We start from the raw sequence: 16,993 nt of genomic DNA, 5'->3' as shown, positions 1-16,993 counted from the left end.
TTTAATCGACCAATTGTGGTGACCTAACTATGGCAGGTTTTTATTAAATTTACGCTAATGTGACTTGTGTCACATTATTGTTGGGTTTCATATTCTTCTTGCGCTGCGTTCAATGGGTTTTAGCAGACTCAGAGTTAGATAGCGGTCACTAATCAGTCTCGCTTTGGATGCAACCTTATTGAGCTTTCGCGTACTATTTTAGTTCCTCAGCCAGAGTGGCTAAATCAACCATAGTTGCAGTATCTATGTATATCTATGTCGCCAGACAACCCATTGTGAACGCCGATCTTGATCTTGTTGGTTACGAGCTCCTGTTTCGAGATAGTTTGAACAATGTCTTTCCCGCTATTGATGCCCACGAGGCCACGTCGAAGCTGGTTGCTGGTAGTCATCTCCATCTCGGTTTTGAGGAAATTATTGGCGATGCGCCAGCGTTCATTAATTTTCCTGAATTATCGTTGCTGGTGAAAGTACCAGAGTTGTTGCCAAAAGAGCGGGTGGTGATTGAGCTGCTTGAGGATATCGAACCCGGTCCAGAGTTGTTGGCGATTTGTCAGAAGTTGAAAGCGCTTGGTTATCGCATTGCATTAGACGATTTTGCTTACAAAGAGGCGTGGCGCGCCCTGCTGCCTTACGTCGACATGATTAAAGTAGATATTCAGGCTAGCACCCCAAAACAAATATTGGCGATTAAAAAGTTAAAACTCGATTTTGAGTTAGAGCTGTTGGCTGAAAAGGTTGAAACGCCGGAAGAATATAAGAAAATGCAGCAGATGGGTTTTCAGTATTTTCAGGGCTATTTCTTTAGCCGACCGGAAATCATTCAACGCCGTGGTTTAAGCCCCTCGCAAACCAATATGGTTGAGTTACTGGCTAAATTGGCTCAGCCCGAGTGTGATTTTGCTGAGTTAAATACCATTATTCAACGCGATGTGTCACTGACCTACAAACTACTGCGATTCGTCAATTCTTCGTTCTTCGCCCACCCGTCTGATATTTCGTCGATCAAACAAGCCTTGGTGTATTTGGGGGAAACGGAGCTGCGCAAGTTTTTGGCTCTGATTGTGGCAGCTAATTTGGCTGACGATAAGCCCGACGAATTACTGCGGCTATCGATCACCCGTGCACGTTTTTGCGAGTTGCTGACGTCGAAGCAAGATCAAGCCCACGCGCCGGCTGCTTTTCTCGCTGGATTGTTTTCACTGCTCGATGCGATTTTGGATCAGCCGATTGATGTGATTATGGAAAAAGTGCCAGTGTCGGCGCACATTAAGGATGCCGTGGTTCATCGAGAGGGGATCATTGCGCCCTATCTCAATCTGGCGCTTGATTACGAAAGAGCTATTTGGGAGAGCATTCCGGCTATGTCGGATCGGCTGGGGTTGGCTGATGAATCGCTCCCTGAGTTTTATCAGGAAGCGATTGGTTGGAGCAATGCCTTGCTTGGCTCTACTTCGGCCTCTTAGTTTAGCGATTTAGCAATCGTCGGAAACTCAATCCTGCCAGCGCTAGTAACGCTAGCAAACCTGTGCTGCCTCCGCCGCCTGAGCCGCCATTATTACCGCCATTGTCGCCACCGTTTGTGGGCGGTTTTGTGGTCTTTGGTGGCATCAATTCCAAATTAGTGTCGGTATTGGGGTCGATGACAGTGATTGACTCAATAATCACGAAATGCTCGTCTGTGAGCGTTTCATCTTCGCCAGGCTCTGATTGCAAAGGCAGTGAGTTGAGTGGTGATCCTGCGTTGTAAACCGGCAAATCGGCGATTGCATCGATCACATCCATACCATCGCCCATGACCACGCCAAAAACGGTAAAACCATCGTTCTGGTTATCCAAGTTGGCGGCATTATTAGTCAAATTGAAAAACCACTGGGACGTTGCGCTATTCGGATCTGAACCTAATTTGGCCATTGCGATGGTGCCGCGAACATTAGACAGTTCTGGTTCATTGTCGACGGCAGGATCTTGTGCAACCACGTCTAACCGTTGTGACTCTGGGTTATAGGTATAACCGCCGCTTTGAACGACAAAGCCCGGTACGGAGCGATGAACAATGACATTGCTATAGTCTTCGCGTTCCACGTAGCTTAAGAAGTTGGCCACCGTTTTGGGCGTCGTACTGTCGAATAGATTGATGTCAAAATCCCCTTGCGAGGTTTTGACATGAACCACGGTGGCACTGGCGAGCGGTGCAATGAGGCCGCAGCATAATGCTGCTGGCGCGAGCAATTTCGAAAGAGTGTTAGGCAACATAAATACTTCTACTACTTGTTACGTTGTTTGGCGCTGAAGGACGGCCAGCGTGACCGACCTGATTGGGGGGCGATTATGGCATAGTTGTGTCGCTGCGCGGGGCTCACTTCAACGTTCGGTGAAGCGCCCCACAAAAATAACGCCAATTGTTAACAATTTGTTTTAACTATTTAACGCAGGATGAATAAATTCGGGGGCGGCAACTGGTTCACTGGCAACTGCTCGGTACCAACTGAGTTGCTTCGGTGGAATGTAGCCCGTCATCGATTCCAGTTCGGAAAGTTTGCAGCCTTGTTCGGCGATAAAGCAAAGATAGCTATGGCGCACCGCATCGACATTGACTTGTTGCGGTTGTTCCAGTTGCGCGTCTTCGGCTGCGATTAGCAACATGGCGTTGATATCGGCCAGCTCCATTGGTTGTTCTGCTTGTTGATCCCAGATACCCGCACCGCTAGCCAAATTCAGTGCCTGAACGGATTCAATCAGCCGCTGCGGGACTTTCAGTGAGCGTTGGAAACGGCCGGTTAAATGGAGCATCTGCTGTTCAAGATCGAACTGAGCTTCATTCATGGTCATCAGCTCTGTTGGGGCTACGCCACAGAGCAGCATGGCCATGGCGAGCTTGCCATCTTCCGGCGCTTGGCCCAACAACGCCATTAATTCTGCTGTCGTTAATTGTCTTGGCATGCCGATTGGGGCGATCGCAGGGGCCGATGCCGTGTGGTTTAGCGCTTGTGGCTGCGGTGCTTGTGCTAGCCGATGCTGATCTTGCTGGTGTTCCAACTGCTGATTCATTGGTGAGCCGAGCGCAGCGCCGGCCGGGGCATTTTGGACAATGGTGTAGTTGGCTGTAGTTGGTCCGCTTGGCCGCCGTACCGAGATCAAGGCGAGAATTTGCAAGCTAACTAAAGCACCTACAACAGCGGCGATCAGCACAAATAATGAATGAAGCCAGTAGTTGGGCCCGATGGGGAAGGTGGGGGCCGATGGGTATTCCAGCACGTCCACTCGAGGGATGTCTGACTGCACTACCTCCAAATCAATCAGCTTGGCCTTGTGGGCGCGGATCTGATTCTCCAGTAGCACCAACTCTTCATTCATAATTCGGTAATCGGCAAGGCGTTCTTTCGCGGCCATGGTCGCGGCCCTTAGTTCCTCTCGTTGTGCAGTTAACGCTGAGACTCGACCTTTGGCATCGACTAAGTTTTGCCGCGTCTCCGCTTCGTAAAGCGCCGCACTATTGCTGGTTAAGTCAGCCAGCTCTTGTTGCAACTCTTCGAGTTTGCGGGTCTTTTTGACGATATCCGGGTCTAGCGACATGTACTTATCAGTAAAGCGCTCGCTGAGCTCTGTCAAGTCTTGCTCAATTGCCAGAATAGCGGCTCGTAGCTTTTGTGCCTGCTGTTTCGCATCTGGGCTAGCAATCGGTGAACCTTGTCGCTTGGCTTGCTCAATCGCTTTGAGTTGCGCAGCGGCTTCGATTTGTTGTTGCTCGGCTTGATTTAACGCCTTGGTGACGTTTTTCATTTTATTCAGCGCACGATTTTCATCTTGTTCAATAGAACTGACATCATGAGCGGTGCTGAATTCCGCTAGCGTTTGCCTGCGCTCGGCCAAGCGAGCTTCTAGGTCAGCCAATTTTTCATTGGTCTGATCCTGATTTTTATCAGAGCTGTTGCCCTGCTGCTGTTGATATTCTTCAAGATATAGCGCCAGCCAGGCTTCAATGACCGGCAAGGTCAGTTCTGGGTTTTGATCGCGAACATAGAGCGTGAGCATACGCTGGGAAGGCTCGCCTTCGCTGCTTAGCATGGCGGCGAGTTGCTCGCCACTGATGTTATAACCCGAATCATGAAGCGTGTAGAGCAGTGAGTTTTGTAAGCCTTCGCTTTGAAGTTTACGCTCACTCACCGCAAATGCCCTTTCGGCCATGGCTTCGGGAGCGAGAGTGCCGATGTCGGGAAAAGTGAGTTGCACTAAAGCAGAGCTTTGATAAATCGGCGAGCGAACCCATACGGCGATTAAACCAATCAGCAAAATGGCAAAGAAACTACCGAATAGCACGCGTTTACGAGTGTTGGCATCCGCTTGTGCTTGTTGCTGCTGTTGAATGTTTGAAGATGCCGCGGTCACGTCAATTTCCGGTCCGAAAGCCATTCCATTCAGTCCTTTTCTTCACTGCCCAGGAGAGGGGATGAGTCCTAACTGACGAATGTAACAGCTCACTGAGTTGGAGGCTAGCGAATGGCTGGGTTGATCGTGATTTGACTGACGCCCCCGCGAAGCGCGGGGGCGGATAGGTGTTAGCCTGCGTTGACGAACGGCTGACGGGTATTGGCATCACCATCGAGGTTGCGCATCAGCAGACCGTGGCTGACATCGATTTCTTCGGGGACTGGCAGATAAACGGTGTAGCCATTGCCTGGCGCTACTTCCATTGATTCGCCTTTGCCATTTTCGATGTGATCTAAGGTGAAGCTGAGGTTGCCTTTAGGGGTCATCAGTTCGACGTGATGGCCTTTGTCAAAGCGGTTTTTCACTTCCACTTCGACTAACCCGTTGGCCATTCGACCTTTAATTTCACCGACAAATTGCTGGCTGGTGCTGACCGAATAGCCGTAATCATAGTTCTGGTAGGAATCATGAGTATGGCGGCGCAAAAAGCCCTCGGTATAACCGCGATGAGCCAAGTGCTCTAACGATGCCAACAGGTTTGGATCGAATGGTTTGCCGGCGACTGCGTCATCAATCGCTTTGCGATACACCTGTGCGGTGCGAGCGCAATAGTAAAACGACTTGGTACGGCCTTCGATTTTTAACGAGTGAACCCCCATCTTGGTGAGTCGCTCCACATGCTCGACCGCGCGCAGATCTTTCGAGTTCATGATGTAAGTGCCATGCTCATCTTCAAACGCTGGCATGTACTCGCCGGGGCGGTTGCCCTCTTGCAGCAAATACATTTTGTCCGTGGGTAACCCGTCGCCCAATGTTGCTGGCACTTTGGCTAACTCACTCTCAATGTGCTGTTGGGCATTCGGATCGATGGCGACGACATCGCCGACCTCGTTCTCGGTTGCTTCATGGGCGTCATATTTCCAGCGACAGGCGTTGGTGCAGGTGCCTTGATTTGGATCGCGTTTGTTGATGTATCCCGACAATAAGCAACGGCCAGAGTAAGCCATGCACAAAGCGCCATGAACGAACACTTCGAGTTCCATTTCAGGTACCCGCTGGCGGATCTCTTCGATTTCATCGAGTGATAGCTCGCGCGACAGAATGGTCCGAGTGATGCCCATTTGCTGCCAGAATTTGACCGTGGCCCAGTTCACTGCATTGGCCTGAACCGACAGGTGAATTGGCATATCTGGAAAATGTTCCCGAACCATAGAAATCAACCCAGGATCAGCCATAATCAAGGCATCGGGTTTCATATCAATGACAGGTTGGAGGTCTTTGATAAAGGTACGTAACTTGGTGTTATGTGGAGAAATATTGTTTACCACATACAACTTTTTGCCGAGAGAGTGCGCTTCATCAATACCTTTTTTAAGGTTTTCATGATTGAATTCGTTATTCCGAACCCGCAGACTGTAGCGAGGCTGGCCTGCGTAGACGGCGTCCGCGCCGTACGCAAAGGCATAGCGCATGTTTTTTAGGGTACCGGCAGGTGATAGCAATTCTGGGCTAAACATATGGCCTCACTGTTGGCGATGATGAACTATAGTAAACGGCGCGCGATTTTACGTCTGTAGCCGTCACCATGCAAATTTGCTGATAGTTTAACCAAGCCAAATGACTTGCTAGTTTGTGTTTTGACGATGGATTTAGCTCTCAGTCAACTTTTTGAATAAAACGAAAACAATAACTTAAGGGACTTATGTCTACTGAAAGTGCTTTACTCGGAATCTTAACCGAGAAAATCAGACAAGATGCCTTGGTGCTTCCTACCTTGCCGGAAGTGGCCGTCAAAATTCGCGATGTTGCGGATGACCCTGCCAGCACACTTCACGACATTGCACGAGTTGTTGCCACCGACACGGCGCTATCTGCGCGTATCATTCGAGTGGCAAGCACCGCCTACAATAGTCGCTCAGCAAATATTGATTCGGTGTCCACGGCGGTATTCCGCATTGGCTTGCGAGCCATTAAAAATGTCGCGATCGCGATGGCGCTTGAGCAATTGTTTATTTCCAATAACCAGACTGTGAAAAACTGCCTGCGGAAAATATGGCACCAAAGCATTTCGGTGTCGTGTGCGGCGGTGGCGTTATCGTCAGAGTATTTGAATACGCACAAACGCAGTACCCTGTCACGTGACCGTTTGGCTTTGGCCGGCTTGCTTCATGAGATTGGTGCTTTGCCCATTTTGACCGAAATAGAAGTGCAAGCGCCGGATATGATTTCGGCTGCGTTTCTTGATAACGCGATTGAGCAACTCAGTTGTACTGTCGGCGTCCATATTGTTCGCCACTGGAATCTCGGTGAAGATTTTGCGCGTGTGGTCTGGCAGTGGCGCAATCAGAGCTTCCAGAGCGATGAAGTGGAGTATTTAGACTTTATTCGCTTGGGCCATTTGTACATGAAGTACAGCGAGCAACAAGTGGATGTCAAAGACGAGTTGGAATATTACGTTGATAAGGGCGTGATTAGTTCGACCGATGTCTTCTTATGCCCAGAGTTTCTTAACAAGCTGGCGCAAGAGCGAACGCTGTACGAATAATTGCAGCAGCCCGCCGCATGACACGGCGGGCATCAACTTAACGCTGGTCTGGCAGCAATTCGCCGCCCATAGCGTTGAGCAAGGCTTTAATCAATACGCGGATCTCACCGCACATCAGGCTGAAATCAGCATCAAGGCGAGCCAGCGGATCTTCATCGCCCACCTCTTCATTTTCATCGGTCACCAACTCGGTAAACTTCAGACGCTTGATGGTTAAATCGTCTTGTACAATCAGCTCGGCACGCTCATCTAGCATTAAAGATAGCTTTACTACTTGCTTGCCAGCTTCTAAGTGAACTTTGATCTCATCGCCATCAAGGGCTTGGCGCTTGAAACGCACGACTGCGCCATCATCACCAATTTCAGACAGCTCAGCCTCATCGGTAATGGTAAATGGTGCTGGGCAGGTGCCGTTTTCCAACCATTGAGTCATAACATAAGCAGGTGCTTGCATCACTTCAACGGGCAGCACTGGCAAGGTGCCAAGGCTTTTGCGCAGTAGCGCCAGCAACTCTTCGGCTTTGTTGTGACTGGCTGCATCGACAACGAGTAAGCCCTCTTTCTTATCGATAAAGGCTGAGGTGCTGGCAAAGCGGCTAAAGGCGCGTGGCAACAAGGTGGTGATCACCTCATCTTTGAGTTGCTGCTTCTCTTTGTTGCTGACTTTGCGTTGCTCAGCTTCAGAGATTTGCGATGCTTTTTCTTCTACTTCTTCTTTCACCACTGCTGCTGGAATGATCTTTTCCTCTTTGCGAGCCGTGATCCAAAAACAATCGTTGGCGACGTGCAGCAGGGCATCTTGCTGCTGACCGAAAGGCGAGGTCCAGCCATACTGGCTGATGTCCTGAGAACCACATGGATGAAATGCAAACTCGCTGAGCGCTTGCTCGAATTTTTCATCAGAGAGATCGAAAGGCTTGGTAAAACGATAGAAAATCAGGTTCTTAAACCACATGAGGTGTCTTTGCCTATTGCCAAAAAAGGGGACGATATTGAGCCATAAAGTCGATGGCGGAACAAGCGTTGCCGCCACGATAATGCGGCAACCTTGGCTAAGGTATTAGCGAATATAAGGATTCTGTCGCTGCTCTTGGCCGACAGTGGTGGTTGGGCCATGACCCGGCAGCAAAGTGGTGTCGGCGGGCAATGACAGAATTTGTTGCTGAATCGATTCGATTAACGTGGCGTGATCGCCCTTTGGAAAATCAGTGCGACCAATGGAGTTTTTGAAAATGACATCGCCAACAATCGCCATCTGGCTGTCGTGATCGACAAAAATCACATGGCCGGGCGTGTGTCCTGGGCAATGACGCACTTCCAGAGTTCGTTGACCAATGGTGACTTGGTCACCTTGTTGCAACCAGCGAGTAGGGGTAAAACCGTCTACTTTGGGAAAGCGAAACATTTGGCTTTGCTGAGGTAACGCATCAATCCAGAATTTGTCTTCTTGGTGTGGGCCTTCGATCGCGCAGTTGAGGTGACTAGCCAACTTGGCGGTGGCTCCGGCATGGTCGATATGAGCATGGGTCAATAAAATTTTGCTGACCTTGAGTTGGCGCTGTTCAACGGCTTCAAGAATTTGTTCCATGTCGCCACCGGGATCAACAATCGCCGCCTCCTTGCTTTGCTCGCACCAAAGTAGGGTGCAATTTTGCATAAAGTCGGTTACGGGAATAATCTGATAGTTCATAGGGGTAGCAGCTAAATGGTAACAAGGTATGGCGGCAGCTTAACAAAAATAAAGCCGCTCTGTAGACTAATCAGGTCAATATTGAAGGAATCAAGGAATGATTAAAGTACATCGTTTGTCGAAGCGTTTTCGGGTCGACAAAAAAGCCAACGTGCCGGCCAATCGGCTCGATGGAAAATGGTTTCAGGCACTCTCCGAGATCAGTTTTGAAGCGCAGGCCGGTGAAGTGATTGGCTTGCTCGGCGCCAACGGGGCCGGTAAAACCACCACACTTCGCTTACTGAGCGGCATCTTAAAAGCAGATTCTGGCACCGTTGAAACGGATTTGGCGGCGATCGATTCTGACTCTCAGGGCTATCGCCGTCAGCTTGGTTTTTTGAGTGGCAGTAAAGGCTTGTACGAGCGGCTGACCGTGCGAGAAAATCTGACTTTCTTTGCCCGCAGCTACGGCCTTGCTGCCGAGCAGGTGCGGCAACAAATTGAGCTGCTGACTGAACAGTTAAAGCTGGAGCAATTTCTTGATCGCAAAGTTGCCGAGTTATCTACGGGGATGCGACAGCGAGCGGCGATTGCTCGGGCCTTGGTGCACGATCCGCAATTGGTCATTTTTGATGAACCGACGACCGGACTCGACATCGTCGCTACCGAACAGGTACTTAGTTGCATCGAGCAGCAAAAGGAGGCCGGCAAAACCGTACTGTTTGCCACTCATCACATGGATGAAGTGCAATTGCTGTGCGATCGGATCGTTGTGATTCATGAAGGACGACGTTGTTTCTTTGGTTCTTGCGCTGAGTTTCTGGAGCACTTTCAGGCCGATTCGTTGAATTTGGCATTGCGTCATTGCTTGCAACACGGAGGAGCAGCTTAATGTGGCACTTATATCAAAAGGAATTGCTTGAGCTGACGCGTGATCGGCGAGTGATGATGACCATGATCCTGACGCCGCTGTTGATCATGCCAATTATCATGGCGATCAGTATGGGCGTGACCGCCACAGTCGCCAGTGCCAAGCAACAAGAAACCATTCGCTATGACGTGCGTGGGGAATTTTCCGACTATTCGGTGGTGGCAGCGTTAAACAAGCAACAAGGTTTATCTCGGACGACGCTCGCAAGAGGCGTGACGCCACAGCAAGCCTTGGCCGACGGTCAGGTTGATTTGGTGTTGGAAGTGCAGGGCGTGATGCCAAGTGCAACTTGGGTATTGCATTACAACGGCGCGGAAGTGTTTTCTAGAGCGACCCGCCTGATTGAGAAAGTTAAAGCTGATCTCGCTCGCCAATGGCAGGTTAAGCAACTGCAACAGCAAGGCTTGGATGAATCGCAACAACAGCAATGGTTAACCCCCATTACCCTAGAAAAACAATCGGTTGCAGACGAGCGCGAAACTGTGGGTGAAGCCGTCGGTGGATTTTTGCCTTACATCATGCTGATCATCGCGCTATCAGGGGCCATTTACCCAGCGGTGGATATTGGCGCAGGTGAAAAAGAGCGCGGTACTTTGGAAACCTTATTGATGTTGCCATTGACCACCACCGAGATTGTCCTTGCTAAAATCGCTCTGGTCTCCACCACGGCCTTTGTGACCGCGTCATTGATGCTAATGAGTATGGCCGGTTGGGGGGCAGCTGCAGCATTTGGGCTGGATATTGATGTGGTCAAAGAGGCGATGCAAAGCTTCCATTTCCACGATCTGATTCTGATCCTATTGTCGGTGATCCCCGCTTGTATCATGTTTGGTTCTTTGATGATGGCGATTTCATTTTATGCCCGCAGCTTCAAAGAGGCTCAAACTTATATGGGCTTTGCTTTTACGCTGCCTTTTTTGCCGCTGTTACTTGCCTCGCTGCCGGGCATTGAGATGAACTTTTGGTGGGCCATGGTGCCGTTATCAAATGTCGCCCTGGCGATTAAGGAGTTAGCAAAAGGTACCTTGGAGTGGGGCTATCTGCTGCTAATTTGGGCTAATGCTGGTTTTATTGCTTGGCTACTGACGCGTCTGACCGTGCGCTGGTGTCAGCGTGAGCAGGTGTTGTTCCGCTAGTTTCTCTTCTCAGAGCACGCTGTTTGGCTTCGCTTGGCAGCGTGTTCTCATTAATTTCCAACGTGTTGGTCGTATCAATAAAGGCTGCGAAGTCTCTGCAAGTCTGTTTTTCTCAAAGCGACGCGATTAAACCCATTTATTGAAATAAAAATGTCACATTGTTCTGACACCATTTGCGCCAAGTTAGAGATTCGATTTGTATCTCTTCTTCTTTTTTGACGAAACACTATACGAGTAATGTGCGATGAATCTGATCAAATCCTCTGCGGCTCTGGCCGTTGCGGCTACTTTGGCTGCGCCTGCTGTTGCCCTTGAGCCAATCTCTGTTTACGGCAAAATCAATGCCTCTTTGCAGAGTTCTGATGACAAAGGAACCGATGGCAGCGAAGCTGAGCTGAAATCAAATGCGTCACGTTTTGGTATCAAAGGCGGCATGGCTGTCAACGATTCACTGGACGTGATCTACACCCTAGAATTCCAAGTCAATGTTGCTGATTCTGAAGGCGACAATATCGACGCCCGTAACCAGTGGGTTGGTTTGCAAGGTGACTTCGGCCAAGTCTTAGTTGGTCGTAACGACACTGTGCTGAAGCAATCACAGGGTAAAGTTGATCTATTTGGTGATTTGGAAGGAGATATCAAATCATTGTTTGAAGGTGAAAATCGCCTCGACCAAACGGTGACTTACAAGTCGCCAAAGTTCAACGATTTCCAGTTGGGCGTGACTTACGTTACCGAAAACTCGAACAAGCAAAAGGGTGATACTGGCTTCTCGACAGCTCTCATGTACGGTGATGCTAGCCTCAAGAAAACGCCGATTTACGCCTCAGTTGCTTATGACAGTGAAGTGGATGCTCACGATGTGATTCGTGCAACGGTGCAGGGTAAATTGGGCGATTTCGTATTGGGTGCGATGATCCAAAACGAAGAGCCAGTTGATGGTGATGACGATTACACCGGTTACATGGTCAGCGCAGCTTACAAGATGGATGCGTGGACATTCAAAGCGCAATATCAAACCATGGAAGATGGCAGTGCCGATCCAACTTCAATCAGCGTCGGCGCCGATTACAAGTTGGCAAAACCAACCAAATTGTATGCTTTTGCAACGCAGCGTGATCTCGATAAAGATGTCACCAACGACGGTGGCAAAACCATCGATGAAGAAACCTATGTTGGTTTAGGCATTGAGCACAAGTTCTAAATTCAACACTGTGTATTTGGGTTGCTGATACGACCACCCTACTAGCGGAGCCACGGCTCCGCTTTTTTGTTTTCGCTTGATACTCATCAATGGCAGTATGGTTTTAGTAGCTAAACTGTCGCTACTTTTAACAAAAGCGAAACATAATTATGAAAAAACTTTGCAGCGCTCTGATGCTTGTCAGCCCTCTTGCGATGGCTGCGCCGGCAGATCTTGCCCCAACGGTATATGGAAAAATTAACGTCACGGTACAAAACACGGATGAAGCGGGAGACTCGACGACAGAAGTTAAAAGTCATCACTCACGTTTCGGTCTAAAAGGTGCCGCGCCCATTAATGACGACTTGTCTGCTGTTTATTTGCTTGAATTCAAAGTAAATATTGATGAAGACGCAGACAACATTAAAGCTCGTAACCAGTATGTTGGATTACGCAGCAAAAAAATGGGTGAATTGCTGTTAGGCCGCAAAGACAGCGCCTTTAAAACATCCCAAGGTAAAGTCGACCGCTTTGGTGACATCAACGGTGATATCGCTGGTTTGTTTGCCAGTGAAGACCGTGTTGAAGAAAGTGTTCACTACACCTCTCCTAAGTTTGGTAAAGCGCGCTTTGCCGCTACTTATGTACTGGAAGGCAATTCCAAACAGTCTGATGCTTCCGATAACGGCGCTAGTTCTGATGCCTTCTCTTTGGCGGTAAGCTATGGTGACGCCGGCTGGAAAAACGGCAACTGGTACGCTTCTGCATCATACAACAGCGAAGTATTCGGTATCACCAGCTATCGTGTAACGGCTTATGGCCAGTGGAACAACATTCAATTGGGTGCCATGTTCCAAGATTCAGAATCTGACCGTGACGATAAAGTCGACAAAGACGGTGACGGCTACTTGGTTAACGCAGGTTACAAGTACAATGATTGGTTGTTCAAAGCGCAGTATCAAGACAGCGACATGGCGTTAAACAGCAAGTCTTCTGCCGGTGAAGCCATCAACCTTGGTGTTGATTACAAACTGGCAAAAAGCACCACCTTATATGCGTTTGGCACCTCATTCGATTTGGATGACAAAGAGCATGATGATGAGTATGTCGGTGTAGGTATCATCCACTTGTTCTAATTTCACGCTTGCTACCTCGCGTGGCATTGCCACGAAATAAAGCCTTGCTGAGTTCACCTCGCAAGGCTTTATTTTTTGAAATCATTGGTTCAATTGCTCTAGAGCCTGTTGAGCTTTGCTGCGTGTTTTTGCAGCAATTTATTGGTGATTAAGAAAATCTGTAACAATTGTCATAAAAGTGACATTGTTCAACCGAATAATACGCGTTGAATTATAGACTGCAGTCAATTTAGACTGCGCTCAATTGCTGAGGCTGAGTGACGTATTATGGCTAGACGAGTGCTAGTAGTTGAAGATGAAGCACCTATCAGGGAGATGCTGACATTTGTTCTTGATCAGCATGGCTATCAGGCAGTTGAAGCTGAAGATTTTGATGAAGCGCTTCAACAGTTAACTGAGCCGTATCCTGATTTAGTTTTGTTGGATTGGATGCTGCCCGGTGGCAGTGGTATTCAATTGGCGAAAAAACTGAAAAAAGATGAGTTTACTCGTCAGATCCCAATCATCATGCTAACCGCGCGTGGTGAAGAAGAAGATAAAATCCGCGGCTTAGAAGTCGGAGCTGACGATTATGTCACCAAGCCGTTTTCGCCACGGGAACTGATGGCACGGATCAAAGCCGTGATCCGTCGCGTCAACCCTACTGGCTTGGATGAACAAGTCGAAATCCAAGGATTGCGCCTTGATCCGGTGAGTCACCGTGTGACTTGTGGTGACGATGCTTTGGAAATGGGCCCCACTGAATTTAAGTTATTACACTTCTTCATGACTCACCCTGAGCGTGTTTACAGCCGCGAACAATTGCTCGACCAGGTGTGGGGAACCAATATTTATGTTGAAGATCGGACCGTTGACGTTCATATTCGTCGCTTACGCAAAGCGATTGAAACAAACGGCCACGATAAAATGATTCAAACTGTGCGTGGCGCAGGCTACCGCTTTTCAGCTCGCATCTAATTACCTTGGATAGCAAATGAGAGAACGCTCAATTGGCTGGGGCACCCTGACCACCGTCATTCTGATGTTGGCGGTGGCTGGATTGTTCGGCCAGCTGTTTGGTGCGCCAATACTCTTTGCCGGCCTCTGTGCCTTGGCTCTGCTACTTTGGCATTATCGTCATATGAAGCAGTTGTCCGTGTACTTGTGGCGCGATAAGCGCTTTGCGCCGCCGGCTGGCTCAGGCTCATGGGGTGTGATCTATGATGGCCTTTATCGACTGCAACAACGCAATCGCCGCCGCCGTAAAGATCTTGCTCGTTTACTGAAACGATTCCGCCGCGGCGCTGAAGCGCTGCCCGATGGAGCCGTGGTGATCGCCCAAGATCGCTCGATTGTCTGGTCGAATCAATTAGCGCAACGACTGCTTGGCTTGCGCTGGCCCGACGATGCCGGTCAACGTATTGACAATCTCATCCGAAATCCAGAGTTCATCGAATATATCAACGCCACTGATGGCCCCGATCTGATGGTGTTTCCATCGCCAGCTGAACCGATGCGAATGATTGAATTTCGCCGCATGCCCTATGACAAAAAGCAGGTGCTGCTGGTGGTTCGTGATGTCACTCAATGGTTGCGCCTGGAACAAATGCGGCGCGACTTTGTGGCTAATGTTAGCCATGAGTTAAGGACGCCGCTGACGGTGGTTCAAGGCTATATTGAGATGCTGCAAGATCCGCAATCGATGCCACCTGAAATGTGGCAAAAAGCGCAGGCGATGATGCTCGAACAAACCCACCGGATGGATTCGCTGGTGTCGCAGTTGCTGACCTTATCAAAAATTGAAGCCAATGAGCGGCCCGATACCAGTCATGATATTGATGTGCCAGGGCTACTGACGACGATTGCTGAAGAGGCCAAAGCCCTAGCCGATGAGCGTCAGCTTAATATTCAGCTCTTTATTGAGCCCGGTTTGATGATGAAAGGCGATTTGATGCAAATGCGCAGCGCTTTTTCGAATCTCATTTTTAATGCCGTTCATTACACCCCTGATGGTGGCAATATTGAAGTGCACTGGCAAAGTTGCGCGATTGGTGCCGAGTTTGCGGTAACCGATGATGGCGACGGTATTGGTGCGGAGCATTTGGCGCGTTTAACCGAACGCTTTTACCGAGTTGATCGCGCTCGCTCCCGCAAAACCGGTGGCTCTGGGTTGGGCTTGGCGATTGTGAAGCATGCCCTAAGTCATCATCAGTCCAGCTTAAATATTGAGTCCGAATTAACCGTTGGCTCAACCTTTAGTTTTGTTATTCCACAAACACTAATCTTTAAAAAATAATCACTTAGACTGAATTTTTCACTGAAATAAAAATGTCATAAAAGGTTAATCTAACTGTCATGGCAGAGCGCAATACTGAGCGCGTTTTTTATTGCAATGGATTATTTCCAGACGGAGTCCCTATGAAACTCAAACAAGTTGCTGCAACGATCGGCCTGACTGCAGCTGCAGTATTCTCTGCCAACGTTGTTGCTTTGGATAAAGACCTGCCTGACTACAAACAAGTCAGCGGTATTTCTGGCAAGATCTCATCAACTGGTTCTGACACATTGGCAAACATGATGTCTCTGTGGACTCAGGAATTCCGCGATGATTTCTACCCAAGCGTTACTGTTGAAGTGACCGCAGCAGGTTCTTCTACTGCGCCACCAGCGCTGGAAAAAGGCACCTCTAACTTCGGCCCAATGAGCCGCAAAATGAAAGCTGGTGAAATCGAAGCATTCGACAAGAAGTATGGTTACAAGCCAACTCCAGTTCGCGTTGCAATCGATGCCTTGGCGGTATTCATCAATAAAGACAACCCAATTGAAGGTTTAACTATCAAGCAGGTTGATGCTATTTTCTCAAGCACTGGTAAGTGTGGTGGCGCTGCAGTAAACAACTGGGGTGATTTGGGCTTGACCGGTGACTGGAGCACTCGTGACTTCCAGCTTTACGGTCGTAACTCGGTATCTGGTACTTACGGTTACTTCAAGAAGAAAGGCCTGTGTAAAGGTGACTTCAAATCTTCTGTGAATGAGCAGCCTGGTTCTGCATCGGTTGTGCAGTCAGTGTCTGCGTCATTGAACGCTATTGGTTACTCAGGTATCGGTTACCTGACCTCTGGTGTTAAAGCGGTACCGCTGTCGAAGAAAGGTGGTCCTTTCGTGCCAGCAACCATGGAAAAAGCCCTAACTGGTGAGTACCCACTGTCGCGTTACTTGTACGTTTACGTCAACAAGCATCCGAATCGCCCACTGGCTCCGCTAGAAGCTGAATTCGTGCGCTACATGTTGTCTAAGCAAGGTCAAACGGTTGTAGAAAAAGACGGCTACATCCCTGTACCAGCAAAAGTTGCTAACGCTGACCTGAAAAAATTGGGTCTGCTGTAACCCTCAATTGAGGTCAACAAGATTAATTTGAAAACCGGCTTCGGCCGGTTTTTTCGTTGCTGGTAGACGCTACCAGCACAGATCACAAGTCAGATCAGCACAGGACGTACCTGTATGACCAATTTAAGCTGGTTTGATTTCGATCAATTAGGTCGACTGGTGTAACAAAAGCCCCTTTTCTATGGTGAATGTAGAGCCTGTTGATCTTTGCTGCAAAAACACACAGCAAAGATCAACAGGCTATAGTCATATAAAAAAATAAAAGGACGCATCTAATGACCACTCCACCACAAGAACTTGTCACCCACTTGACTCGACTTGCCGAGATCTTTGCCGTATTGCGCCGTAATCGGCAGCAGTTTGTCTCTCCACAGCAAGCATTACCAAACCTTGAATTGGCCCATCAGTGTTGTCAGATCACGCGCATATTCACAGCGCTAGAGTCGACCGGTGAAGCACGTATTGATGGCGCCTTGAATCAACTTGAAGCAACCTATTTTAACTTGGGAAAACTAGGTTTAGCTGCTGGCTTGCGCGCAGCAAGACGGACCTTTCATCAACATTTGAGCACGCAGCACACTCATGCCGCATGACTA

The 16,993-nt window shown here is 48.9% G+C and carries 15 protein-coding genes; 10 read left to right on the top strand and 5 right to left on the bottom strand.

Annotation, left to right across the window (positions count from 1 at the left end):
- Positions 1 to 245: 245 nt before the first annotated feature.
- Positions 246 to 1,466, top strand: coding sequence for an EAL and HDOD domain-containing protein (locus tag IC617_RS13120; protein ID WP_191145445.1), 1,221 nt, complete (start codon positions 246 to 248; stop codon positions 1,464 to 1,466).
- A gap of 1 nt (position 1,467) precedes the next feature.
- On the opposite strand, the gene IC617_RS13115 is transcribed toward IC617_RS13120, so the two are convergent.
- From IC617_RS13115 to trhP, 3 genes are all read right to left on the bottom strand, one after another.
- Positions 1,468 to 2,256, bottom strand: a complete 789-nt coding sequence (locus IC617_RS13115) for a peptidylprolyl isomerase (protein ID WP_191145444.1) — start codon at positions 2,254 to 2,256, stop codon at positions 1,468 to 1,470.
- 162 nt (positions 2,257 to 2,418) lie between these two features.
- Positions 2,419 to 4,413: a GumC family protein gene (locus IC617_RS13110; RefSeq protein WP_191145443.1), complete on the bottom strand. Its 1,995-nt coding sequence runs from the start codon at positions 4,411 to 4,413 to the stop codon at positions 2,419 to 2,421.
- Positions 4,414 to 4,559: 146 nt separating this feature from the next.
- The gene (gene trhP, locus IC617_RS13105) at positions 4,560 to 5,948 is read right to left on the bottom strand and encodes a prephenate-dependent tRNA uridine(34) hydroxylase TrhP (protein ID WP_191145442.1); all 1,389 of its coding nucleotides are present in this window, start codon (positions 5,946 to 5,948) and stop codon (positions 4,560 to 4,562) included.
- Between the two features lie 185 nt (positions 5,949 to 6,133).
- On the opposite strand from trhP, the gene IC617_RS13100 reads away from it, so the two are divergent.
- On the top strand, positions 6,134 to 6,976 hold the full coding sequence (locus tag IC617_RS13100; protein ID WP_191145441.1) for an HDOD domain-containing protein: 843 nt from the start codon (positions 6,134 to 6,136) through the stop codon (positions 6,974 to 6,976).
- A 37-nt stretch (positions 6,977 to 7,013) separates the two neighbouring features.
- Here IC617_RS13100 and rdgC read toward each other — a convergent pair whose 3' ends face one another.
- Positions 7,014 to 7,931: a recombination-associated protein RdgC gene (gene rdgC / locus IC617_RS13095; RefSeq protein WP_191145440.1), complete on the bottom strand. Its 918-nt coding sequence runs from the start codon at positions 7,929 to 7,931 to the stop codon at positions 7,014 to 7,016.
- 105 nt (positions 7,932 to 8,036) lie between these two features.
- Positions 8,037 to 8,666, bottom strand: coding sequence for an MBL fold metallo-hydrolase (locus tag IC617_RS13090; protein WP_191145439.1), 630 nt, complete (start codon positions 8,664 to 8,666; stop codon positions 8,037 to 8,039).
- 97 nt (positions 8,667 to 8,763) lie between these two features.
- On the opposite strand from IC617_RS13090, the gene ccmA reads away from it, so the two are divergent.
- The 8 genes from ccmA to IC617_RS13050 all read left to right on the top strand — a co-directional run bounded on the left by ccmA (position 8,764) and on the right by IC617_RS13050 (position 16,990).
- Positions 8,764 to 9,537 (top strand): heme ABC exporter ATP-binding protein CcmA, encoded by a 774-nt coding sequence (gene ccmA, locus IC617_RS13085; protein WP_191145438.1) that lies wholly within the window; start codon positions 8,764 to 8,766, stop codon positions 9,535 to 9,537.
- Positions 9,537 to 10,712, top strand: coding sequence for an ABC transporter permease (locus tag IC617_RS13080; protein WP_191145437.1), 1,176 nt, complete (start codon positions 9,537 to 9,539; stop codon positions 10,710 to 10,712). The genes ccmA and IC617_RS13080 overlap by 1 nt, the downstream gene beginning before the upstream one ends.
- 244 nt (positions 10,713 to 10,956) lie before the next feature.
- Positions 10,957 to 11,916 carry a porin gene (locus IC617_RS13075; protein WP_191145436.1) on the top strand — a complete coding sequence of 320 codons (960 nt, stop codon included), beginning with the start codon at positions 10,957 to 10,959 and terminating at the stop codon, positions 11,914 to 11,916.
- A 149-nt stretch (positions 11,917 to 12,065) separates the two neighbouring features.
- Positions 12,066 to 13,031 (top strand): porin, encoded by a 966-nt coding sequence (locus tag IC617_RS13070; protein WP_191145435.1) that lies wholly within the window; start codon positions 12,066 to 12,068, stop codon positions 13,029 to 13,031.
- Between the two features lie 267 nt (positions 13,032 to 13,298).
- Entirely contained in the window at positions 13,299 to 13,988 is a 690-nt protein-coding gene (phoB, locus tag IC617_RS13065) for a phosphate regulon transcriptional regulator PhoB (RefSeq protein ID WP_087504572.1), read from the top strand.
- A 16-nt stretch (positions 13,989 to 14,004) separates the two neighbouring features.
- Entirely contained in the window at positions 14,005 to 15,306 is a 1,302-nt protein-coding gene (phoR, locus tag IC617_RS13060) for a phosphate regulon sensor histidine kinase PhoR (RefSeq protein WP_191145434.1), read from the top strand.
- A 122-nt stretch (positions 15,307 to 15,428) separates the two neighbouring features.
- A complete protein-coding gene (locus tag IC617_RS13055) occupies positions 15,429 to 16,397 on the top strand; it encodes a PstS family phosphate ABC transporter substrate-binding protein (protein ID WP_191145433.1) in 969 nt (322 codons plus the stop codon).
- A 275-nt stretch (positions 16,398 to 16,672) separates the two neighbouring features.
- Positions 16,673 to 16,990, top strand: a complete 318-nt coding sequence (locus tag IC617_RS13050; protein WP_191145432.1) for a hypothetical protein — start codon at positions 16,673 to 16,675, stop codon at positions 16,988 to 16,990.
- Positions 16,991 to 16,993: the final 3 nt, after the last annotated feature.

This window comes from Neiella litorisoli (assembly GCF_014773395.1).
Classification (GTDB): Bacteria; Pseudomonadota; Gammaproteobacteria; order Enterobacterales; family Neiellaceae; genus Neiella; species Neiella litorisoli.
The sequence above is the reverse complement of the archived record's forward strand: the minus strand, read 5'-3'. Positions and strand labels throughout refer to the sequence as shown.